The following is a 24,128-nucleotide window of genomic DNA, read 5'->3' as shown; positions in this document are numbered from 1 at the left end:
GCGTATCGCCTCGATGAGGCGGTCTTCAGCGCTTCGCGTCGACGTCAGCTGCGTGACCGGCCGCTGATGCGTTCCCTGAGCGAGCGCACCGCCTTTGCGGGATCGTGCTCCTCAAAAACGGACGATCCCGCGACGAGAATCGTTGCGCCCGCTTCGCACGCACGCTCGATATTCGCCGACCCGATTCCGCCATCGATCTCGAGCTCGCATTCCGGGTTAGACGCATCGATCAGCTCACGAGCTTCCACCAGCTTCGCAAGCGCATGCTCGATGAACGGTTGCCCCCCGAACCCGGGGTTGACGCTCATCACGAGCACCATGTCCGTTACGTCGATGATGTCTTTGAGCATCGCAACCGGGGTTTGCGGATTGATCGCGATGCCGGCCTTCACGCCTGCCGACCGCAAATGCGTCAATAAACGGTGCGCATGCGGTGTCGCTTCGTAGTGAAACGTCACGTATTGGCAACCGGCCTCGATGAAGCGATCGACGTAACGTTCGGGTTCGACGATCATCAGATGCGCGTCAAATGGAAGCTTGGTGAGCTTGCGCAGGTCGGCGACGATCTTGGGGCCCCAGCTGATGTTCGGAACGAACGAGCCGTCCATCGTATCCAGATGAAACATATCGGCTCCGCCCGCTTCGGCTGCGGCGATTTGGTCGGCAATTTTCGAGAAATCCGCCGCGAGTATCGACGGCGCGATGCGAACCTTGCGCGTCACTTCGGCAGTCCGATGCGTCCAGGCGACGGTGTCGGCCGCGGCGGTTCTTTGCCGAGCTGTGTTTGGCTTTGCAGCTCGTTGTTCAAATAAACGTCGACCGACGACGTACCGACGACGGTGAGGTCGAAGTCCAGACGCTGTCCCGGCATGGCAAATCCATCGTAAACGTTCCACTCACCGGTATCGTCGCGCACGCTAATACGAACGCGTTGTGACTGACCGCTTTCGTCATTCGGTATAACCACCGCCGTATGTACTTGGCGAATGAGATATCCGTATTCCCCCGGCCCTGCGCTGACTTGCAGCGAGACGGGCTCGAGCGGGTCACTGAGGATGCCCGGTCCTGGGATTTGCCGGACGACGATCCCGCGCGGTGGACCCTTGATGCCAAACGGCGTCCACACGACTTGCCCGAGATGCACTTTTGCGCGCAGTGCATCGGCGCGTGCTGTGTCGATATCTTTTCCGACGAAGTCCGGCGCCCGAACATTCGACGGCGGCCCCTTCGAAAGCACGAAGCTCACGCTCGAACCCTCGCGGACGCTGGCCAAAGGCGGCGGGTTTTGCGCGACGATGTGATTGAACGGTACGTCATCGTCGGCGACCATCGTCGTCTTGCCCAGATTGAGTTTCAGACGCGACAGCGTGAGGCCGGCATCACGCAATGACGAGAACCGCAGATCCGGCATCGTATAAATGTTGACGCCTTGACTGACGATCAAGGACACCTGACGGCCTTCGCGGACACGCGTCCCCGATGAAGGCTGCTGCGCCATCACGACGTCGCGCGGAAATTGTTCGCTGATTGCGCGCGAAACGACGACCAGTTTCAAGTGCAGCGTCTCGCCTAGCGAGATCGCGTCGGTTTCGGTCTGCCCCACCAGCGAGGGTACGAGAATCGTCGCGCCCGAGGGTGCGAAAAAGTCTTCGATCGCGCGAAAGAACCACACGCCGACTCCGACTGCGAAAGCGAGGGCCAGCGCAAGGACGAGATCGCGGTCGGCAAGCCAGCGGCGCGCCTCTGCGAGCGGCAGACGTTTCGCCTGCGGCTTCAACTTCGCTATCAAGCGCGCGCTAAGGCCTCGACCTGCGCTTCGTCCAAATGCAAATTCGAGTAGACGCGTTGCACGTCTTCGTGCTCTTCGAGAGCGTCCAGGAACGCAATCATCTTGCGCAGAGTCTCGCCTTCCGCGTGCAGCGGCTGTTTCGGCTCCATCCCGACATATGCATCGGTGACGCGCAGACCCTGGCCGCTGAGCGCCTCGCGCACGTTGCCCAGCGCCGTGTCTTCCGTAAGAATCTCGGACCGTTCGGCCCCAAACCGTACGTCGATCACGCCATCGCCTGCAAATAGAGCCTTTTCGGTGAGGCCATCCTCGTCCAACTTCGCATTTTCGACGTCAAGGAAGCCGCGCGCGTCGAACATCCACCCGACACTGCCGGTCTCACCCAGGTTGCCCTCGTTGCGCGTAAACAGAAAACGGATCTCCGACGCGGTTCGATTCCTGTTGTCCGTCGCGGCATCGATGACGACCGCAAGGCCGGCCGGACCGTAGCCTTCGTAACGAATCTCTTCAATGTCGCGCTCGCCTTCGCCCGCAGCACGCGCGATCGCGCGCTTGATGTTGTCGGCGGGGACATTATTTTCGCGCGCTTTCTCAACTGCCATTTTCAGCCGATAGTTTGCTTCCGGATCGGTCGAACCGGATTTGGCGGCAAGAATGATCTCTTTTGACAGCTTTGAAAATAGCGCGCCGCGTTGCGCGTCGGCTTTTCCCTTGCGCAGCTTGATATTGTGCCACTTGGAGTGCCCGGACATAGCCTTGCGCTTTCTGTTTTACAGGCGCTTCGCCCTAGGCTGCGCGCCCCCCATGCTTCGCATGGGGCCCCCGAACGGCCGCTCCCTCACCGTTTCCATGTTTCACGATTCCCCGAGGGGTCGCGTAACAACATTCACGCCTTCGGCACCAAGACAGCAACCGGGAAGTCTTTCAGCAGGGTTCGAGCGTCGAGGCGCGGGCGGCGGGTACTTTCGACGTGCACCTCTTCGTTCGTGAAGATGTTCGTGTAGCGGCCGGACAGCTTGGAGGTCAGCGCCACGTACTCGTTCGAGAAATCGAGATGCGGCATTCCATCATCCATTCGGCGCAGGACCGGATATACGAGGCGCGGCGCGACGACGATGACGTGATCGCGTGCGTAGGCAACGAGCGAGTTTCCGTGACGGCCGCCGGTACGAAGCGAGCGGTACGAGCCGGAAACGAACGCGGCGTCGTACGCTTTTCGTAGCTGCAGCAACGACCACGTTACGAACATCTTGATTCGCCCATCCGGCCACGATCCGAGCAGCTCTTGCACGAATCGTATCCGGTTCGGCGAACCGGCGTCGCGCCGGATCTCTTCAAGCAATCGCGCGCGATGAACGAAATCAACGTTACGGCGATTGTCGGGGTCGACCAACGAGAAATCCCACAGCTCGCAGCCCTGATAGACGTCGGCTACGCCCGGAGATGTAAGCTTGAGCGTCACCTGCGAGAGCCCCGAGACCATCGCGACCAGCGCGACGTCGCCGAGCAACCGCTGCATTTCACGCTGAAAGATGTGTGCGGCGCCCCCTTCAAAGATTCGACGGATGAATCCGAGCGTCGCCTCTTCGTAGGCCTCGTTCGGGTGCGTCCAGCTCGATTGCAGTTTCGCTTCCCGGATCGTTTTGCGGCACCATTCGGAAAGACGCGCGACGTAGCTCTCGACTTCCGGCTCCGGCGGCCGCTCGTCGCTTTGCAGCCACGTGGTCGGCCACGTCCCTACCAGCGTTTGATAAATAGCGTATTCGTCTCGTCTGGTCGGCGCATGCATCGACTCGACGAGCGCGCGCTCCTTCGCAATGCGCGTCAGCGCGCGCAAGGTTTGCCGCCAACGTCCCGGCATCTCGGAGAGCGCGTCGATTCGCAAGCGCGTGTCTTCGCCGCGCTTGTGATCGTGGGTCGCGGTCGCGAGCAGGGTGCGCGGAAAATCTTCCGCGCGCATCGAGTTGCGGCGATGGAACGTAGCTGTCGGCGCGCCGAAGCGCCGTGGATCGCCGCCGACTTCGTTGAGCGATATGAGACGCACGTAGCGATAGAACGCCGTGTCCTCGACCGCCTTTGCCATCACGGGCCCCGTGTATTGCTGGAACTTCATTGTAAAGTGCAGCACTTCGCCGGGATCATAGTGAGAATGCGGCGTCTCGAGAATCTTTCCGGTGAGGACGTCGGCGACGAACTCGAACACGGTATCATCCGGGACCTCGCTGTGCCGCGCAGCTTGGACGACCGCCCACTCGATGAAACGGAGATCCTCTTCGTCAATCGGGCCGCCCGAGATATACGTGCGATAGACGGGGAATGCCGCCACCACACCCGCGATCGCATCGCGTAACCCCTCGTAGGTGTAGTCGCTCGAACGCACATCGGACAACGCGATGCGCGAGAGCGAGTTGGCCAAAAGCGTCAGCTCGCTCGAAAGTACGTTGCGCATGATGTACTGTTTGGCAGTATAGGCGACGTCTTCAAAACGCTCTTCCGACGCTGCGAATTCGGTATAGATACGATCGAACGCGGCCTCGGAACGGGAGCTTACGAAAAGCTCGTTTACCTCATTCATGAAATCGTAGCCGGTCGTACCGTCCACACTCCAACTCTTAGAGAGCCGCTCGAATCGAGCCAGAATCTTCTCGACGAGAAGGTATAGCGGTTGGTCGAGCACCGCGGAGCGCTCGCGCAACAGCCGGCAATACGCACCCGGGTTGAACAAGCCGTCGATGTGATCGATCCGCAGCCCCTGTAAGCGTCCATCCGCGATCATGTCGAAGATCAGGCGATGCGTCTGCGCCAGAACCTCGGCGTCCTCGACACGCAGCGCAGCAAGCTCGTTGATGTCAAAGAACCGCCGGTAGTTGATCTCGTGCAATGAGACTCGCCACGAGGCCAGGCGATAGTGCTGCTGCTCGAGCAGCGCGTGCAGGTGCTCGACCTCGCCGTTCCCGCTGCCGTGCGGCCGCCAATTACCGAGGCTGCGCTCGACCGCAGACGCCGCGCTCGGGTCATCACGGAGCAGGACAGCGAGCTCGTCCTTGGCGAGCGACGTTCGCGCGCGCGCGTCGCCGCCGTTCAATTCGAAACTTGCTTCTAGCGTGCGCAAGGCTCGGGAAGTGCGTGCGTCGGCCAGTGCAGCAGCATGTGCCAGGATGGGCGCATACGTCTGCGGCGCGAGCGGAAACTCGAGATCGTAGTATGTCACGACGAACATCCGCCGCTCCGCGTCGAAGCGAGGCTTGAGCTCGCCGCGTTCGAGTGCTTGGCCGTAGTGATCGCCTAAGAACGGTAACAGCACTTTTCCCGCGAGATCGGCGCGCTGCGGGTGCCATTCGATGTCGAAGAATTTCGCAAACGGCGAATCCTGTCCCCATTCGAGCACGTCGAACCACCACGCGTTGGACATGCCCAGAATCCCCATATGATTGGGAACGAAATCGAGGACGTGACCGAGGCCGTGCTCCTGAGCAGCAGCGATCATCGCGCGATGCTCGTCGGCATTTCCGATCTCGGGATTGAGCGCGTTGTGATCGACGACGTCGTAACCGTGCTCGCTTCCGGGTCGTGCACGAAGATAAGGCGACGCGTAGATTGCTCCGATTCCAAGCTCCGCGAGATATGGAACGATCGCCGAGGCATCCGCAAACCGGAAACGCGGCGAGAATTGCAGCCGGTACGTCGAGAGCGGTACGACCGCTATTCGATGCTCCACCGTACGCTCCAGCCGGGCGCCACGCCACCGGCGAACGAGTCATGCGTCGCGTACAAGAGACGGCCGCGCGCATGTTCGGTAAAGCCGGCTTGCGGCGCATCGGAGAGATTCACTTCGAGGACCAGGCCGCTTTCTTGCGCCAGCACCCAGCGCGCGAAGAGCGCTCGCGCTCCGCGCATCTCGTACCATGCGTCGCGTCCCGAGAGCGCATGCAGCCGCGGGTCGATCTCGACGTGACGAATCCGCAACAATTCCCGGTGCAGCTCGAGCTGCTCGCGATGCGTCTCGCGCGAAGGCTCGTCCCAGTCGAGCTTACTCCGTAGGAACGTCTCTTCCGCTGAGGGATCTGGAATGTTAGCACGCAGCTTCGCATCCGAGAATCGCGCAAAACGCGCAAACTCGTTGCGGCGTCCTTCTGTAACTCGCTTAGCCAGCCTAGGCTCGAAGTCACAAAAGAATAGGAACGGACTCGATGCGCCCCATTCTTCTCCCATGAACAGCATCGGAGGTGACGGCGCGAGAAGCAAGACGGCCGTCGCAGCCCGAACGGCCTCCGGTGCCGCAATCGCCGTGATCCGGTCTCCGAAGGCGCGGTTCCCAATTTGGTCGTGATTCTGGAGAAAGTTCACGAAGCTCGAGAGCTCGAGCCCGCCGCTCGGCGCACCACGTGCGCGGCCCTCGCGAAATTCAGACGGTTCGCCCTGGTACGCAAAACCGTGTGTAAGCGTTCGTCCGAGGAGGCCGACGGGATCCTGGATGTAGTCCTGATAGTAGCCGTCACGTTCGCCCGTCAAGGCAACGTGCAAGCAATGATGCAGATCATCGTTCCATTGTGCATCGTAGCCGCCGGTCAGGAGCCGGACGTCGTTGTCGTCATTTTCGAGAACGAGGTATGCCGTAGAGAATGGGTCACTCTTGGCGCTCAGCGCGAGCGCGCCGAGCACGTGCGGTTTGCGGGTATCGAAGATGGCCTGCGTGGCGTCCAGACGCAGACCGTCAAATCCATAGTCGCGCAGCCAATAAGCAGCGTTGTCGATGACGAACCTGCGTACCGGGTCGTTGTGCGGCGAGCTATAGTCGATCGCTTCTCCCCACGGTGTCGCGTGATCGCGCGTGAAGAATTGCGGCGCATAGCGTCGCAAATAGTTATCTTGCGGCCCGAAGTGGTTGTAGACGACATCCAGAAACATCGCGATCCCACGCGCGTGCGCAGCGTCGATCAACGCGCGGAGCTCCTCGGGACGGCCGTACCGATGCGCCGGGGCGTAGAAGAGCACGCCATCGTATCCCCAGTTGCGCTCGCCCGGCCAATCCGCGAGCGGCATCAGCTCGATGGCATTGATTCCAAGCTCGGAGAGATAATCGAGACGCGTAGCCAGCTCGGCATACGTCCCGGACTTCGTAAACGTGCCGACGTGCAGCTCGTAGAGCACGAGCCGCTCGAAAGCCGGGATCCCCTTCGTTCGCTTATTCGGGCGAAACTTTGACAGATCGATGACTTCGCTTGGACCGCGCGGGCCTTCCGGCGCAAAGCGCGCGGCTGGATCGGGAACCCGGTCTTTGCTATCGATCTCGAAGAAGTAACGTGTACCCGCGTGCGCGGAGGGATCGATGCATTCGTACCATCCCTCTCCGCCATATTTCATTGGGACGATGCGCTCGCCGTCACCGCCGATCAGCACAGTCGAGACGTTTTGTGCAGCTGGAGCCCACAAGCGAAAGCGGACGCCGTCTTCACGGACGTCCGCGCCCCACATTAGCTCGTACTCCAACCGTGTCACCGCGCGGCTACGGTATCGAGCAGCGCCAGGAGGCCTCGCATCGGAATCTGCGCCCATGTCGGACGATTCGAGACCTCGTATCCGAGCTCGTAGATCGCTTTTGCGACGACGTACAAATCGAGCAGACGCCGGTCGACCGGCGCGCCGGAAACGGTCTCGTACTCCGAGAGAAACGCATCGATCGCGCCGCGGCGCCAGCGCTCGATCTCCTCGCGAAAGGCGCTCGTCGTTTCTTCGAAGCGCTCCGGACCGATGTCCACGAGCGAGTGCACCGCTGCGTAGTCGAAGGATCGCAGCATTCCCGCGACGTCGCGCAGTTGCGGATGCTTGTTGCGGCGGCGCTCGAACGGCAGTTGCGTTTCGCCCTCCAAGTCGACGATCAGAACGTCGTCGGTTACGACCAATACCTGTCCCAAGTGAAAGTCGCCGTGAATGCGCGTTTTGTACGTCGGACGCGCTTCCCGCGCGAGCTCGCGAATGCGGGCGAGCAGATCGTCGCGGTGCGCAACGAGGCGGCGTGCATCTTCTTGTGCCGCACCGAGAGCCGGGATGCTGAAGTCGACGAGCTCGAGTATCGAGGTCGCGGACTCCGCGATCTCCTCTCCGAGCGAGATGAGATCGTCCATCTCGAATGCTTGAGGAGCAAACGACGGATCGCGTTCGTCGACACGAAGCACGGCGTGCATCTCCGCCAGCCGGCGTCCTAAGATGCGCGCGTAGCGCGTATAGATTGCGAGTGGATCCTCTTCAAGCCGTCGCTCTAGGAAGGCCTTGAGGAACGTCAGCGTCACGCGCCACCCGTCACCCTGACTCAGGACGAATTCGTGTGCAACCGCGATCGCCGTCGGCGTTCCGCCTTCGTCGAGGTAGGTCAGCGTCCCCAAAATCTTGGGCGTGTTAGCGTAACCGTGCGCGAGCAAGAACTGCGACATCTCGATCTCCGGATGAATTCCGGATTGCAAGCGCCGATAGAGCTTGAGCATTACTTTCCCGCCGACGATCGCGGAAGAGTTCGATTGCTCAGCCTGGACGCGCTGTATCTCGGCCGGCCAGTCCAGGCTGAGCGCAGCAAAGCTCTCGCTCGCGGCTCCCGCGAACACACCATGTTCCGCACCGATTCGCATCGACTCGCGTATCGTGCGCGCAAGCAGATTCCAAAACGTGTCGCTCTGCGATGCGTCGTGAACGAGTCCAACAAGCGGACCGGTTCGAAAGCGGCAAATTGCATTTGCGACGACCGTGGGTGGATATTCTCCCCCGGCCTCGAGCGCGAGCGACGGAGTCAGCAGATAACGCTCGGCGTGTCCGTTGGCGAAGTGGACGTCGATCGGCGTCAGGAGCACGGAACCGTCGCGATCTTCGCCAAGCGTTCCGGCGTCGACGACATGTGACGAGACAATCGTCGCGTTCTTCGCGTTGAACCAACGGCGCGCCGGCAGCAGCGCCGGAACGACTTCTTGTTCGAAGGTCTTACGCGCGGCCGGATTCAAAAAGCTGCGCAACCCGTGCGGCAAAACGACTGTAACGAATTCCGGAACCACCGTCATCGTCTCCCGGGCGACCGGGTCCGGCGAGAGGGAGAACCAATAGAAAGCATAGCGCGGGAGTGTGAGCACGTAGTGATTACCGGTGATCGGCGCGAACGCGCTCCAGCCGAACATCTCGATCGGAACGCTCCCGACGTAACGGCTAAGATCGAGCTCGACGAATTGCGGAACGTTCGAGAGATTGGCAACGCATAAGACCGTCTGCCCCTCGAACTCGCGCACGTAGGCGAGCACCTTGCGATTTTCGGGGTGTAGAAACGTTATCGAACCGCGCCCGAACACACGCTGCGCTTTGCGGACCGCCAGCATCCTGCGCATCCAGTTGAGCAGCGACCATGACGAGCGGACCTGCGCCTCGACGTTGACCGACGTGTAACCGTAGACAGGATCCTGAATGATTGGAAGATAGAGACGCTGCGCGTCGACTCGCGAAAAGCCGCCGTTACGGTCGATCGACCACTGCATCGGGGTCCGCACGCCATCGCGATCTCCCTGATAGATGTTATCGCCCATTCCGATTTCATCGCCGTAGTACATCACGGGCGTCCCCGGCATTGAAAACAGGAGACTCGTAATCAGCTCCATGCGCTGGCGGTCGTTATCCATCAGCGGCGCCAGACGGCGGCGAATTCCGAGATTCAGGCGGGCGCGAATGTCGGGGGCATACACGGAATACAAAAACGTTCGCTCGCGATCGGTCACCATCTCCAGCGTCAGCTCGTCGTGGTTGCGCAAAAAGATTGCCCACTGGCACGCTTGCGGAATGGGCGGGGTCTGATTCATGATGTCGTGAATCGGATAGCGATCCTCGGATGCGATCGCGATGAACATCCGCGGCATCAGCGGGAAATGAAACGCCATGTGACATTCATCGCCGTCGCCGAAATAAGCGCGCACGTCTTCCGGCCATTGATTCGCTTCCGCAAGGATGAATCGGCCCGGATACTCGTCGTCAACGATCTTGCGCAATCCCTTGATGACGGCGTGCGTCTCGGGAAGATTCTCGTTGTTGGTACCCTCTCGCTCGCAGAGATACGGAACCGCATCTAGACGCATCCCATCGACACCGGCGTCGAACCAGTGACGCATCACGTTGGCCACGGCCTCGAAAACGCGCGGGTTATCGAAGTTCAGGTCCGGCTGATGGCTGAAAAAGCGATGCCAGTAGTACTGCTTCGCTACCGGGTCCCACGACCAGTTCGATTTTTCGGTGTCGCTGAAAATGATGCGCGTCCCCGCGTATTTCGTGTCGTCTTCGCTCCAGACGTAAAAGTCGCGCCACGCGGAGCCCGGCCGCGAACGCCGTGCGCGTTGAAACCACGGATGCTGATCCGATGTATGGTTGATGACGAGCTCGGTGACGACGCGTAAATCACGCGCATGCGCCGCGCGCAAAAAGGCGCGAAAATCCCCCATCGTTCCGTACGCTGGATGGACGCCGTAATAGTCGGAGATATCGTAGCCGTCGTCACGCAGCGGCGAGGGATAGAACGGCAAGAGCCAGATCACGTCGACGCCGAGATCCCTGATGTAGTCGAGCTTGGCGGTCAGTCCGCGAAAGTCTCCGATTCCATCGTCGTTGCCGTCATAAAACGCCTTGACGTGAAGCTGGTAAATGACCGCGTCCTTATACCAATCCAATGGCGCTTCGCCCCGGGCTGTGCGCCCCCCATTAGCGATCATCGGTTCACCACGAAGATTGCCGCGGGGTTGTGTTCCGGGTCGAGGACGGTGTACGCGCGGCCGTACGACCAGCGAAGCTGCGACCCGTAGAGCACGTCTTTGAGAGCGCCGGGATCGATATTGAATTCGCCGGTCGGGAACTCGAGCGCTGGCGCACGGGGTGCTTTCGGATCCAAATTGGCGGCGACGAAAACGAGATTGCGTTGGCGAAAATCGACCTTGCCGTAGAAAATAACCGAGTCGTCGTTTGACGGAAAGAAGCGCACGTTTTCGAATTCGTGCAAGGCTGGATTCGCGCGGCGCAGCGCGTTGACGCGCCGGATATCGGCCGCAATGTTTCCCGGTGCATGCCAGTCGCGTGCACGAATTTCGTATTTCTCCGAGTTTGAGTACTCTTCCGAATCACGAAGCGCCGAGGCTTCTAGCAGCTCGTAGCCGCTATAGATTCCGTACAGCGACGAAAGCGTTGCCGCCAAGACCAAGCGGATCAGGAACGCCGGGCGACCTCCGTCTTGCAGGAAGCGATGAAGAATGTCGGGGGTGTTTGCAAAGAAATTCGGCCGTAGAAACTCGTTTGTCTCGTGCGCGAGCTCGAGAGCGTAGGCGGTCAGCTCGTCTTTGGTGTTTCGCCAAGTAAAATACGTATATGACTGCGTGAAGCCGGCCTTGGCGAGCTCACACATCATCTTCGGCCGCGTGAACGCTTCTGCGAGAAAGATCACGCCGGGATCGCGTTCCTGAATTTCTGCGATAACCCACTCCCAAAACGGTACTGGTTTGGTGTGCGGGTTGTCGACCCGGAAAATCTTGACGCCCTGATCGACCCAGAAAAACAAGACGTCACGCAGCGCATCCCAAAGCGCCCGGGCGTTCGGCGATTCGAAATTGAAGTTGACGATGTCCTGATATTTCTTCGGTGGGTTCTCAGCGTACCGGATCGAGCCGTCCGGCCGAAACGAAAACCACTCAGGATGTTCGGCAATCCACGGGTGATCGGGCGAACATTGCAGGGCGTAATCGAGCGCCAACTCCATGCCGCTAGCACGCACCGTCCGCACCAGACGCCGGAAATCGTCGAGTGTTCCTAGCTGCGGGTGAACGGCCATGTGTCCGCCTTCTTCCGCACCAATCGCCCACGGTGAGCCAACCTCACCTTCACCGGCTCCGGCTGTATTATTGCGGCCCTTGCGGTGCGTACGCCCGATCGGATGAATCGGCGGTAAGTAAAGTACGTCGAATCCAAGGTCCGCGATCTCGGGGACGCGACGCTCGACATCCGCGAACGTGCCATGCGTACCCGAACGCGTCGACTGCGAACGCGGGAAGAGCTCGTACCATGCGGCGAACCGGGCACGTTCTCGATCTACGGTAACTGCCAGCTCTTTCTCGTAGCGTGCCGCGCGCGAACGATCGGGATAACGTCGAATGGTCGTTGCAATCTGCGAGCCGAGCAGCACCTCGACGCTTCCCTCGTGCAGCGTGCGCGTCAATAGGTCACGATCCGCGCTGGTGCGCACGCGTTCGAGCGTAGCTTCGATCAGCAACAGTCCTTCGCGGACCTCGAGCTCGACGTTCTGACCGGCTTCGTACTTCTTGCGCGTATCCGCAGCCCAAGATCCGAAACGGTCGGTCCAGCTTTCGACCGTGTAATGCCAGTGGCCGATACGGTCGAGCGGAAATGAGCCTTCCCATCGATCGTTGACGCCGAGCCGTAGCGAGGTTTCGCTCCATTCATCCGACTGTGGAGAGCGGTAAAGAACGGCTGCATTCAGGAGATCGTGCCCTTCGCGGAAAATATCGGCGCGAACGACGAGCCAGTCACCGAGCTCGCGTTTGACGGGATAACGTCCGCAATTCAATTCGGGCTCGACGTTTTGAATGACGATCGGTTCCCGAAGAATGATGCGAGGGGCGATTGCGACTCCCACGCGTGGCTCATACCCGCGAGCGCAGGTTCTGCAACCTTGCCCAAGCTTGCCAGCTTCGATTCCGGGGTAAGTGGCTACGGCATCATGCCACGATTGATCGAAGATTTTGCGTTAATTGGAGACTTGCATACGGCTGCTCTCGTCTCTCGGCAAGGAACCATCGAATGGTTATGTGTGCCGCGATTCGATTCCGATAGCGTTTTCGCGTCGCTGTTAGGCGATGAAGAAAATGGATGCTGGAAGCTTTCGCCGGCGACGAAGGTACTTTCCACGAAGCGCCGCTATCGCGAGGACTCGCTCGTTCTCGAAACGACGGTTCGCTGTGAGGCGGGCAGCGTCAGAGTCATCGACTTTATGCCGCGCCGAATCGACAATCCGACGATCGTCCGCATTATCGAGGGTCTCGACGGAACGGTAGAAATGGAATCGCTCGTTGCGTGCAGGTTCGCATTCGGCTCGCTTCCACCGTGGACACGCCGGCTCGGCGATGCAATCACGATGACAATCGGACCGGACGCACTCTCGTTGCGAGGTTCGGTCGAGTTCGACATCGTCGTGCCGGATGCGAAGGCCAAGTTCAGCGTCGCATCGGGCCAGAAGGCGGCCCTCGTCTTGCAATGGTTTCCCTCGCATGAGGCGCCCCCGGCCGCCGTCGATCCGTTCGAGCTCGAAAGCAAAACCGAGACGGCATGGCTCGACTGGACGAAGGACGCGGTTTGCTCCGGACGCTACCGCGCCGAAATCATTCGTTCGTTAATCGTGCTCAAAGCGCTGATGTACGAGCCGACCGGTGGCTGCGTTGCGGCGCCCACCACCTCCCTCCCCGAAGACGTCGGTGGTGATTTGAACTGGGATTATCGTTTTGCATGGGTCCGCGATTCCGCGTTCACGATCAACGCGCTCGTCGAGTGCGGCTTTCGTGATGAGGCCCTCACCTGGCGCGATTGGCTCTTGAGGATGCTGGGCGGCGAACCCAGTCGCTTGCAAATCATGTATTCGGTTGGCGGCGACCGTTATCTGCCCGAGTACGAAGCGCCGTGGTTGCGCGGCTTTGAAGATTCAAAGCCGGTGCGAATCGGCAACGCAGCTCACGTGCAATTCCAGCTCGGCATCTACGGGCATCTCATGCAATCAATCTTCACGGCACACGACCGCGCCGGTATCGGCATCGATACGGAAGCTTGGGCGATGCTGAGCAAGCTCGTCGAACACGTCTGCAAGGTCTGGACGCTCCCGGATTCCGGAATTTGGGAATATCGCGAGCGGCCGGAATACTATACGTCCTCGCGATTGACGGCGTGGGTAACGCTCGATCGTGCGGTGCGCGCAGTGGAACAAGGCTATGATGGCCCGCTGGAGCGCTGGAAAAGCATACGCGATGAGATACATGCGCAGGTTTGCGACCGCGGTTACAACCGCGCGCGAGGGACTTTCGTGCAAAGCTACGGATCGCAATCGCTCGACGCCAGCGTCCTGCTCATGCCGATCTTCGATTTTCTTCCGTCTACCGATCCGCGTATCGTCCAGACGATCGCCACGATCGAGCGCGAGCTGATGATCGACGGTTTCGTCATGCGCGACTCGCGTCATGTCGAACGCGATCCGTCCGGCAACCTCAAGCCGACTGAAGGCGCATTCCTGGCTTGCAATCTCTGGCTCGTCCAGTGCTACGTGCTGGCCGGCCGTCTGAATGACGCACGGGTGCTCCTTGACCGTGTTCGTGCGATTGCGAACGACATTGGTCTCTTCGCGGAGGAGTACGACGTGCGCCTCAAGGCAATGGTCGGAAATTTTCCGCAAACATTCTCGCACGCCACCTTTATCAACGCCGCCATGATGCTACTCGACGCCGAAGCAAAGGAACAACGTTGATCTCCTACCGCCTCATCAGCGAGCTCGACGCGTACCTCATCGCGGAGGGAAAGCATTACGATCTCTATCGCAAGCTCGGCGCGCATCGCATTCGCGAAGGTTCGCTGGACGGTGTCGCCTTTGCAGTCTGGGCGCCCAGCGCGCGCGCCGTGAGCGTAATCGGAGATTTCAACGAATGGGACGCGACCCGCAACCCGATGGACATCGTGCACGCCTGCGGCGTCTGGCAATCCTTCATCGAAGGCGCGCGTGAAGGTCAACGTTACAAGTTCGCAATCTGGGGACCCGATGGCTCGCTCATACCATTTAAGGCCGATCCGTTCGGTTTTTCATCAGAGATGCGTCCGGCAACCGCATCGATCGTGACCGAACTCGATCTCGAGACTCGAGATGATTGGCATCCCCTGCAGCATCGCGCCGCACCCGTTTCGATCTATGAAGTACACTTGGGTTCGTGGAAACGGCGTCCTGAAGATGGGAATCGCTTTCTTACCTACCGCGAGCTAGCCGATCAGCTTCTTCCCTATGTTAAAGAGATGGGTTTCACGCACGTCGAGCTGCTGCCGGTTTCAGAGCATCCGTTCGACGGTTCGTGGGGATATCAGCCGATAGGAATGTACGCGGTCACCAGCCGTTTCGGCTCACCCGCGGATTTCCGGTACCTTGTGTCGCGCGCGCACGAGCTCGAGCTCGGCGTCCTCATCGACTGGGTCGCGGGCCATTTTCCGAACGACGAGCATGGTCTGGCGCGCTTCGACGGCACGCATCTGTACGAGCATGCGGATCCGCGCCAGGGTTACCACCCAGATTGGAATACGTTCATTTACAATTTTGGGCGTAACGAAGTCGCGAACTATCTGTTGGCCAACGCGCTCTTTTGGCTCGGGACGTACGGCATCGATGGATTGCGTGTCGACGCCGTCGCATCGATGCTGTATCTCGATTACAGCCGCAAGCAAGGGGAATGGGTTTCGAACCGCTTCGGCGGACGCGAGAATCTCGAAGCCGCTGCATTCTTGCGGCGCCTCAACGAGCTCGCATACGAACACCAGCCGGCGTGTACAACCGTCGCCGAAGAGTCGACGGCCTGGCCACAAGTCTCGGCGCCGACCTATCTTGGCGGCCTTGGCTTTGGGTTCAAATGGAACATGGGCTGGATGCACGATACGCTCGCGTACATCGAACACGACCCGATCTATCGCAAGTATCATCACGATCAGCTGACGTTCTCGCTGATCTATGCCTTTAGCGAAAACTACGTGCTCCCACTTTCACACGATGAAGTCGTGCACGGAAAAGGTTCGATTCTCGGCAAGATGCCGGGAGATCGCTGGCAGAAATTCGCCAACGTCCGGCTGCTCTACGCGTATATGTTCACCCATCCCGGAAAGAAGCTACTCTTCATGGGGAACGAGTTCGCACAAGAGAACGAATGGAATCACGACGCCTCGCTCGACTGGCATTTGCTCGGCGATCCCGCGCACGCCGGGGTCGCGCGTCTGGTTCGAGACCTCAACCATGTGTACACCCAAACACCGGCGCTCTATGAACGCGACGCAGTCCCCGAAGGCTTTGTATGGCTGGCGGGAGACGTCGAAGGAAGCGTGATCTCGTATCTGCGACGCGGCGAGCGTCCCGATGATTTCGTTGTTTGCGTCTGCAATTTCACGCCGCTGGTACGTGAGAATTACCGGATCGGAGTCCCGTCCTGCGCACGTCTGCGCGAGGTGCTCAACAGCGACGCGGAGGTTTACGGCGGCGGGAACGTCGGGAACCTCGGCGCAATCACGGTCGACGACGTCGCCGCTCACGGACAGACGCACTCAGCAGCCTTTATTCTTCCGCCGCTCGGCGTCCTCATTTTGGCGCCGGAATTCGCATAGACGTGCAACGTCAAACGCGTGCGACTGTCCTACCCGGCCGGCACTATCCTCTCGGCGCAACGTGGGACGGAAGCGGCGTCAACTTTGCCCTCTTCTCCGAGCACGCGGAGAAAGTCGAGCTGTGCATCTTCGATGCGCGCGGTACCCGCGAGCTTCGCCGCGTCGTCTTACCCGAGTACACCGACCAGGTGTGGCATGGCTATCTTCCCGATACGGTTCCCGGAACGCTCTACGGTTACCGCGTCTATGGCCCGTACGATCCGGCCCACGGTCACCGCTTCAACCATCACAAGCTGCTGATCGATCCGTACGCAAAACAGCTGAGCGGCACGCTTCGGTGGACCGACGCGAACTTCGGATATCGCATCGGCGCGCCACGTGCAGACCTTTCGTTCGACCGCCGCGACAACGCGGCAGCGATACCGAAATGCGTCGTCGTCGACACCGCATTCAGTTGGGGCGACGACCGTCTCTTGCAGACGCCGTGGACGAACACGATCGTGTACGAGTTGCACGTGCGCGGGTTCTCGATGAAGAATTCGCTCATTTCGCCGGAGTTACGAGGCAGCATCCTGGCGCTTGGCTCGCCGCCGAACATCGAGTACCTCACCAAGCTCGGCGTTACGGCCGTCGAGATGCTCCCGGTCCACGCGTCCGTCGACGACCGCACCCTGGTCGAAAAAGGCCTGCGCAATTATTGGGGCTACAACACGATCGGCTACTTTGCACCCGAGCCGCGCTACTTGTCCGGCGGCGCACTCGCCGAATTCAAGACCACGGTGAAACGACTGCACGAAGCCGGAATCGAAGTGCTGCTCGACGTCGTCTACAATCACACCGCTGAGGGTAATCACCTCGGACCAACGCTTTCGTTTCGTGGTATCGACAATGTGTCGTACTACGGGCTCAGTGACGATCCGCGCTATTACGTCGACTACACAGGCTGCGGCAACACGCTGCGTTTGAAGCACCCGCGCGTTATGCAGATGGTCACAGATTCGCTTCGCTACTGGGTCGAGGAGATGCACGTCGACGGATTCCGTTTCGATCTCGCACCAGCGATCGTGCGGCGCGACGAAGAGTTCGATTGGTGGTCGAGCGGCTTCATGAACGCGCTCTTGCAAGATCCCGTGCTCTCACGCGTCAAGCTGATCGCCGAACCGTGGGACCTCGGACCCAACGGCTATCAGCTTGGGCATTTTCCGCCGGGCTGGTCCGAGTGGAACGACAAATATCGTTCGACGGTTCGCCGCTTTTGGAAAGGCTCCGACGGTCTCATTCCGGAGCTTGCGTCACGGCTTACCGGCTCGAGCGACATCTTCGACAGCAATGGCCGCCAGCCGCGCGCCAGCATCAACTACGTCACCGCGCACGACGGCTTCACACTGCTTGATCTTGTCAGTTACGACCACAAACACAACGAAGCCAATCTCGACGACAACAACGACGGCTCGGATGACAACGATAGCTGGAACTGCGGCGCAGAAGGCCAAACCGACGACGCCGGCATACGCCACCTGCGCGAACGCCAGAAGCGTAACATGCTCGCGATGCTCGTGCTCTCCGAGGGTACGCCGATGCTTCTGGCCGGGGACGAGTTCGGCAACACACAGTCCGGCAACAACAACGCGTACTGCCAAGACAACGAGATCAGCTGGCTCGAGTGGAACGAGATCGATCGCGACGGTTCGCGCTTAATAGACTTCGTGCAACGAATCATCGCGCTGCGCCGCGCGCACCCGGTCTTTCGCCGTACACGCTTCTTCCGCGGCGCGGTTACCGATAACGAGGGTCTTAAAGACATCACGTGGATTCGTCCCGATTCCTCTGAGATGCAGAACGACGACTGGCACGACGGATCGCGCCGGGCGCTCGGTGCATTGTTTGCGGGCGAAACCGGCGAGCGTTACATCGGCGCATCCGGATATCCCGAGTTCGACAGCACGTTTCTCATGCTGATGAACGCCGGGGACAGCGATCTGGATTTCGTCTTGCCGCAAGCCGGCTCGTTCGTTCGTTGGGAGCTCGTCATCGACACGGCCCAAGGACAAAATGCTCCCGGGAAAATCTGGACGGCGGCGACTGCCTACCGGATGGCGTCGCGCAGCCTCAGCCTCTTCAGCGCTCAACCGCTCTAGTCCATGCTTCGCGAGCTCGCGCAGCTGCTCGGCATTCAAGGCAGCTACACGGATTTTTACGGACGCGTCCACGAGGCGTCCGAGACCACGCTGCACGCGCTTGCGGCAACGATGGGATATCGCGTCAAGAGCGACGCCGACGCCGCACGTTTCCTGAGGCGTCTGAAGCGACCGGCCTCACTCGATAGCGTCTACGTACTCGATGCGAACGCCCCGCACCCAATTACGTACCATTCTCGCCGTGCGATACGGTGGACGTTGACGCTAGAATCCGGCGAGACGCGGGACGGGATCGGACACGACGGGATTGTGATCGAGGGGCCGATTCCGCTCGGCTATCACCGTCTCGATGTCGCCGGGAAGACGGCGAGCATCATCGCAACGCCGCAAGCAGCTTACCTTCCGGAGGCGTTCGAAGATCGCAAGTTGTGGGGAATCGCAGCCCAGCTTTATTCGTTGCGCTCGGCAAACAACTGGGGAATCGGCGATTTCACCGACTTGCGTACATTGCTTCGTGTCGCGCAGCAAACCCGTGCCGCCACCGTCGCCGTCAACCCGCTTCACGAGCTGACGCTGGCGAATCCAAGCTCGCCCAGCCCGTACTCCCCGACGAGTAGATTGTATCTGAACGCCCTGTACATCGATGTCGAGGCCGCAGCCGAGATGCTCGGCAAACGCGAGCTCTTACGCGGATCCGTCGACGCCGGACTGCTCGAGCAATTGCGCGCCGCAACGTTCGTCGACTACGCGGGGGTAGCGGAGGTAAAGCTTCGCGTCCTGCGCGCCCTCCACGCCGAGTGGCCCGGCAGCCCTGAATTCGAACGATTCCGTGTACGCGGTGACGCGTCGCTTCGTCTTCTCGCGACTTACGAGGCGCTCATGGAGGAGCTCCGGGGGAGCGATCGTCGCGTCTACGGCTGGCTGCAATGGCCAAGGCAATTTCACGATCCGGCCTCGGTCGCGGTCGACAAATTCGCGCGCGCCCATGCAGGTAGCGTGGAATTTCACACGTTCCTACAATGGCTTGCCGATTCGCAGCTCGAGCACGCATCTGCGTCCGCAACGCTCGCGATCGGTCTATACCGCGACCTCGCAGTCGGCGTCGATGCAAACAGCGCCGAAGTTTGGGCGGACCGCGAGGCGTATTGTCTCGGGGCGTCGGTCGGCGCCCCACCCGATCCGATGAACCCGCTCGGCCAGAGCTGGGGATTTACGCCGTTCGACCCGCACGTGCTGCGCGCGCGCGCGTATGCGCCCTTCGTCACGTTGTTGCGCGCCAACATGCGTCACGCGGGGGCGCTGCGCATCGACCACGTGATGGGTCTTATGCGGTTATTCTGTACGCCGGCCGGTCACGCCGCAACCGAAGGGACATACATCAACTATCGGCTTGATGAAATGCTCGGCATCCTCGCGCTCGAGAGTCATCGTCATCGTTGCATGATCGTCGGCGAAGACCTCGGCACGGTGCCGCCCGGATTCCGCGAGCGCCTCGCGCACGCGAACATTTTCGGCTGCCGTTTGCTCTACTTCGAACGCGACGGCAACGGACGTTTCCGTGAGCCGGATGCATACGATTCGTGCGCGGTCGCAAGCACGGGGACGCACGACGTCGCACCGCTCGCGGGGTTCTGGAGCGGCTTTGACGTGCGCGAGCGCGTGCAGCTCGGCTTCTATGCGGACGAGCCTGCTGCGCATGCCGCCTTTGCGGACCGAGCAACGGCTCGAAAGTTTTTGATTGACGCCCTGATTGGGCATCATTTTGTGGGTATGGATGAGGCCAGAAGTCTCGAGAACGCACAGGATGCTGCGTCCGACGAGCTTCTGTTCACCCTCGTGCTAGCTGCCTACAAGCTGCTCGGTCGTTCGGCCGCTCGCTTGCTACTCGTGCAACTGGAGGACGTCGTCTTGCAACGCGAACCGGTCAATACGCCCGGCACGTTCGATGAAGTTCCAAATTGGCGTCGCCGCCTGGACATGGACGTCGCTTCGCTCGCAGACAGCGATCGATTTCAGCGCTTGATGCACGAGGTTTCTGCAACCAGGATCGTGCGATGAAAGCCGTCGTTATGGCAGGCGGGGAAGGCTCGCGCCTCCGGCCGCTCACGTCGCGCACACCGAAGCCGCTCGTTCCGATCGCGAACAAGCCCGTGATGCAGCACATCATCGAGCTCTTACGCGAGCACGGGATCACCGAGCTGGTCGCGACCGTGCACTACCTCGCCGACGAAATCGAGAGCTACTTTGGCGACGGCTCGAACTTCGGCGTTTCGATTAGCTACGTGGTCGAAGATACGCCGCTCGGTACCGCGGGCGCCGTGAAGCTCGCACAGCCTTGGCTTTCCGAAGATTTCTTGGTGATCTCCGGCGATGTTCTCACCGATTGCGACATAAGCGCCATCGTCGACCGGCATCGAACCCAGGGTAACGACGCGACGATCGGTTTGATGCGCGTCTCCAATCCGCTCGAGTTCGGCGTCGTCATCACTGAAGGCGACGGCCGCATCACGCGCTTTCTCGAGAAGCCGTCGTGGGGCGAGGTCTTCTCCGACACGATCAACACCGGGATCTACGTCCTGCGCCCGCATGTCCTGGATCGCATGGACCGGGGCGGTGTCTACGATTTTTCACGTGAAATCTTTCCGCCGATGTTGCACGACGGAGAGTTGTTGGGCAGCTACATTCTGCAAGGCTATTGGACCGACGTCGGAAACTTGCAGCAGTACCAACAAGCCAACTATGACGCCCTGGCGGGCCGAGTCCCCGCTCGCCAAAGCGGCATCGAAATCGAACCCGGCATCTGGGCGGGGGAGCGCTGCCGCATTCATCCTAGCGCAGAGTTGATCGGGCCCTTACAACTCGGTGATGACGTGCAGATCGGTGAGGGCGTCACGCTCGAAGGCCCCGCAACGATCGGCGACCGAACGATCGTCGGCGATCGCGCCAAGATCATGCGCGCGGTGGTATGGGAAGACGCGTACGTCGGTGCTGATTCAAACTTGACCGACTGTACCGTCGCCGACCACGACATCCTCAAGGATCATGTCGTCGTCGGTGAAGGCGTCGTGATCGGAAGTCACGTGACGGTCGGCAGCGGCGCGCGAATCCGTCCGCTCCTCAAGATTTGGCCCGACAAGACGATCAGTTCGGGCTCGATCGTTTCGATGTCACTCGTTTACGGTGCGAAGTGGCCCGGTTCGCTCTTCGGCGGAATCGGTGTAAGCGGGCTCGCGAATCTCGAGATCACGCCCGAGTATGCATCCAAGCTCGGCGAAGCCTTCGGTTCGTATTTGAACCCGGGCGAGACCGTCACGGTCAGCCGCGACGGCCATCCCATCAGCGGACTCATGTGCCGTTCTCTCGTCGCGGGTCTCATGAGCACGGGCATCAACGTCGTCGAGCTCAATTCATTTCCGCTTCCGGTCACGCGTTTTGCGACGCGCGAAATCGGCGAAGCCGGCGTTCACGTGCGCATCACACCAAGCGACCCGCAGTCCGTTCTCTTCGAGTTTCTCGACGAGAAGGGCATCAATATCGATAAGGCCACCGAGCGAAAGATCGAGAACCTCTTCTTCCGCGAAGACTTCCGCCGAATGCCGGTCGGCGACGTCGGCGTTCCAACCTTTCCGCCGCGCACCCTCGAACGCTATGAGGGCGCATTTCTGAAAGCACTCTCGGCAACGCGTCTGCGCGAGCGCCGCTTCCGGATCGCAATCGACTACGCCGGCGGAAGCGCGACACTGGTCCTCCCGCGTTTGCTCAGTAAGTTGGGCGTCGATGCGATCGCGACGAACGCCTACTACGATGAAGAGCGGCCGCTCGGCCTGGATGGGACCGATCGCAATCTCAACCAATTGGGCGGCGTCGTTACAGCGATTCGCGCGGACCTCGGCGCGCTGATCGATCCGGACGCCGAGACGTTCACTCTGGTCGACGACAGCGGCGCCGTCATCGGCGGTTCGCATCTGCTCGTTCTCCTCACCTCGCTTGTCGTGAACGCGCATCCTAATGCCAAGATTGCCGTCCCCGTCACCGCACCGCAAGCGGTTGAAGCCGTTTGCGAACACCACGGCGCGAGCGTCGTGCGAACTAAGAGCGACCGCCACACGCTGATGGCGCTCGCCGCAGACCCGAAAGCCGGTATCGTCTTTGCGAGCGGTCCGAACGACGAAGCGATCTTCCCTGAAATGCATTCGGCGTTCGACGCGATGTATGCGCTCGCGAAACTTCTCGAGATGCTTGCGGCATCTGATCGGAAGCTGAGCGAGCTCGCTGCGGAGCTGCCGCATTGGTACATGGCGACGCGGACCGTTAGCTGCCCGTGGGAGCACAAGGGCCGCATCATGCGTTCGCTCATCGACGAGCAGCGTAACGGTCACATTCAGCTGCTCGACGGCTTGCGCATCCAACACGACGACGGCTGGGTATTGGTTCTTCCCGACGCGACCGATCCAGCATTCAAGATCTTCGCCGAAGGCGGCTCCGAGGAATCGGCAAGCCGCTACATTGAGACGATCAGCGAACGCATCGAGGACCTCGTCAACAGCTAGAACGCGAGCTTTGCGGACAGGACGCCGAGAACCGACGGCCAGGTGTAGCGTTGCGCCGTAGCGCGCGCGCTTTTCCGAATCCGTTCGGCGAGTTCGCAATCCGCAAAGAGCAGATCGAGATAGGCAACCAGCTCGCGAGGATCGTCGGTATCGCAAACGATCGCGTTGTCGAACGGACGCGCGTAGTCTTCACCGGTCGAGCCGCACACCGGGACCCCGCGCGACGCCATGACCTCGAGTCCGACGAGCCCGAACGGCTCGCGTCCGCTATTGGCGAGCACCGCATCGACGGCGCCGTAAAGCGCATACAGCGTCGCGTCCGGCAAGAAGGTCGCGATTTCGACGATATCGGTGTCGATGCCGCGCAACTCCCGCGCAACCTCCTTCGGCGTTCCGCTCGAAGGTGCAATCTGCGCGATGCGGAGACCGCGCACTTGTGCGCGTTCGAGGACGACCGACCGATATGGTTCTTTTCCTCCGCGAACGATCAGTTGCACGTCCTCTCCGTTGGCTCGCATGTCTGCAAGTGCATCGATCGATTGCAACCAGCGCTTGTCGGGGTCGAATCGCCCAACCTTGAGCAAGACGCGCTTAGCGCTGAAGGCGCTGCGCAGCTTGCGCACCGCGGAGGCATCGTACGCGCCGGGCAGCGAGGCGGGAATGCCGTTTGGGATGACGAGCGCCGTGACGTCGCGCTGTGCTAGCTCAAATTTCATGTACTTGCTGACGGCGGTGATACGTACAGCCGCTGACAATTTTCTCCAGTCGATCGTCTCGAAGCCGTACGTGTTGTTGGCGTTCCACAGCAGCGTCACGTTCTCGCGTAAGCCCCAGCGGCGCAGATCGGCATCCAGCTGAATCATCGCGGGCGCGATTTGCCAGTCTTCGCCGAAGATCAAGGTGCGCTCGCCGCGATTGCGCGCCGGCGCGACGATCTCCGCGCAAACGGCGGGCGGTACGCTTGTGGCATAGTCGCGAATCTTCTCCAGTTCGCCGTCGTATACGCCGCCGGGATGATGGCGCGAGATCCACTGGCACCAACGCCGCAAGCGCACGCTGGGTGAACGTGCCTCGCTCGCAAGGGCGTCCGGCGCGCCGACAAAATACAGCTCCGTGTGAATCCCGGCGTCGCCGAGTGCATCCGCGAGCTGTGTGACGCGTACGCCCAAGCCTCCGACCATCGAGTAGGCGTCCGGCCCTTCGAATGCGAGAATTGCGGCATTCGGTGGAAGACTCAAA

Annotated in this window: 13 protein-coding genes; 5 read left to right on the top strand and 8 right to left on the bottom strand. The window is 60.6% G+C overall.

Features of this window, described 5'->3' with window-relative positions; all coding sequences use genetic code 11:
- Nucleotides 1-44: 44 nt before the first annotated feature.
- The 7 genes from rpe to VGG22_03775 all read right to left on the bottom strand — a co-directional run bounded on the left by rpe (nucleotide 45) and on the right by VGG22_03775 (nucleotide 12,446).
- Nucleotides 45-722, bottom strand: coding sequence for a ribulose-phosphate 3-epimerase (rpe, locus tag VGG22_03805; protein HEY1727490.1), 678 nt, complete (start codon nucleotides 720-722; stop codon nucleotides 45-47).
- Nucleotides 719-1,777 (bottom strand): PASTA domain-containing protein, encoded by a 1,059-nt coding sequence (locus VGG22_03800; GenBank protein HEY1727489.1) that lies wholly within the window; start codon nucleotides 1,775-1,777, stop codon nucleotides 719-721. The genes rpe and VGG22_03800 overlap by 4 nt, the downstream gene beginning before the upstream one ends.
- Nucleotides 1,778-1,785: 8 nt before the next feature.
- Entirely contained in the window at nucleotides 1,786-2,541 is a 756-nt protein-coding gene (locus VGG22_03795) for a YebC/PmpR family DNA-binding transcriptional regulator (GenBank protein HEY1727488.1), read from the bottom strand.
- Nucleotides 2,542-2,675: 134 nt separating this feature from the next.
- A complete protein-coding gene (gene treY, locus VGG22_03790; GenBank protein HEY1727487.1) occupies nucleotides 2,676-5,507 on the bottom strand; it encodes a malto-oligosyltrehalose synthase in 2,832 nt (943 codons plus the stop codon).
- A complete protein-coding gene (gene treZ / locus VGG22_03785; protein HEY1727486.1) occupies nucleotides 5,492-7,288 on the bottom strand; it encodes a malto-oligosyltrehalose trehalohydrolase in 1,797 nt (598 codons plus the stop codon). The genes treY and treZ overlap by 16 nt, the downstream gene beginning before the upstream one ends.
- Nucleotides 7,285-10,476, bottom strand: a complete 3,192-nt coding sequence (treS, locus tag VGG22_03780; protein HEY1727485.1) for a maltose alpha-D-glucosyltransferase — start codon at nucleotides 10,474-10,476, stop codon at nucleotides 7,285-7,287. The genes treZ and treS overlap by 4 nt, the downstream gene beginning before the upstream one ends.
- A 38-nt stretch (nucleotides 10,477-10,514) precedes the next feature.
- Complete coding sequence (locus VGG22_03775; protein HEY1727484.1) at nucleotides 10,515-12,446, bottom strand: alpha-1,4-glucan--maltose-1-phosphate maltosyltransferase; 1,932 nt, start codon at nucleotides 12,444-12,446, stop codon at nucleotides 10,515-10,517.
- 84 nt (nucleotides 12,447-12,530) lie between these two features.
- Between VGG22_03775 and VGG22_03770 the strand changes: the two genes are divergently transcribed.
- The 5 genes from VGG22_03770 to VGG22_03750 are packed head-to-tail and all read left to right on the top strand — an operon-like array spanning nucleotide 12,531 to nucleotide 22,889.
- A complete protein-coding gene (locus VGG22_03770; protein HEY1727483.1) occupies nucleotides 12,531-14,318 on the top strand; it encodes a glycoside hydrolase family 15 protein in 1,788 nt (595 codons plus the stop codon).
- Nucleotides 14,315-16,201 carry a 1,4-alpha-glucan branching protein GlgB gene (gene glgB, locus VGG22_03765; protein ID HEY1727482.1) on the top strand — a complete coding sequence of 629 codons (1,887 nt, stop codon included), beginning with the start codon at nucleotides 14,315-14,317 and terminating at the stop codon, nucleotides 16,199-16,201. Before VGG22_03770 ends, glgB begins: the two co-directional genes overlap by 4 nt.
- A 2-nt stretch (nucleotides 16,202-16,203) precedes the next feature.
- Nucleotides 16,204-18,339 (top strand): glycogen debranching protein GlgX, encoded by a 2,136-nt coding sequence (glgX, locus tag VGG22_03760; GenBank protein ID HEY1727481.1) that lies wholly within the window; start codon nucleotides 16,204-16,206, stop codon nucleotides 18,337-18,339.
- A gap of 3 nt (nucleotides 18,340-18,342) precedes the next feature.
- Complete coding sequence (gene malQ / locus VGG22_03755; protein HEY1727480.1) at nucleotides 18,343-20,397, top strand: 4-alpha-glucanotransferase; 2,055 nt, start codon at nucleotides 18,343-18,345, stop codon at nucleotides 20,395-20,397.
- An 11-nt stretch (nucleotides 20,398-20,408) separates the two neighbouring features.
- Nucleotides 20,409-22,889 (top strand): mannose-1-phosphate guanyltransferase, encoded by a 2,481-nt coding sequence (locus tag VGG22_03750; protein ID HEY1727479.1) that lies wholly within the window; start codon nucleotides 20,409-20,411, stop codon nucleotides 22,887-22,889.
- Here VGG22_03750 and VGG22_03745 read toward each other — a convergent pair.
- On the bottom strand, nucleotides 22,886-24,127 hold the full coding sequence (locus VGG22_03745) for a glycosyltransferase family 4 protein (protein HEY1727478.1): 1,242 nt from the start codon (nucleotides 24,125-24,127) through the stop codon (nucleotides 22,886-22,888). The genes VGG22_03750 and VGG22_03745 overlap by 4 nt on opposite strands.
- Between the last annotated feature and the right edge of the window lies 1 nt (nucleotide 24,128).

Source organism: Candidatus Baltobacteraceae bacterium, from assembly GCA_036489885.1.
Classification (GTDB): Bacteria; Vulcanimicrobiota; Vulcanimicrobiia; order Vulcanimicrobiales; family Vulcanimicrobiaceae; genus JAFAMS01.
This window is presented reverse-complemented; position numbering and strand designations above follow the sequence as displayed.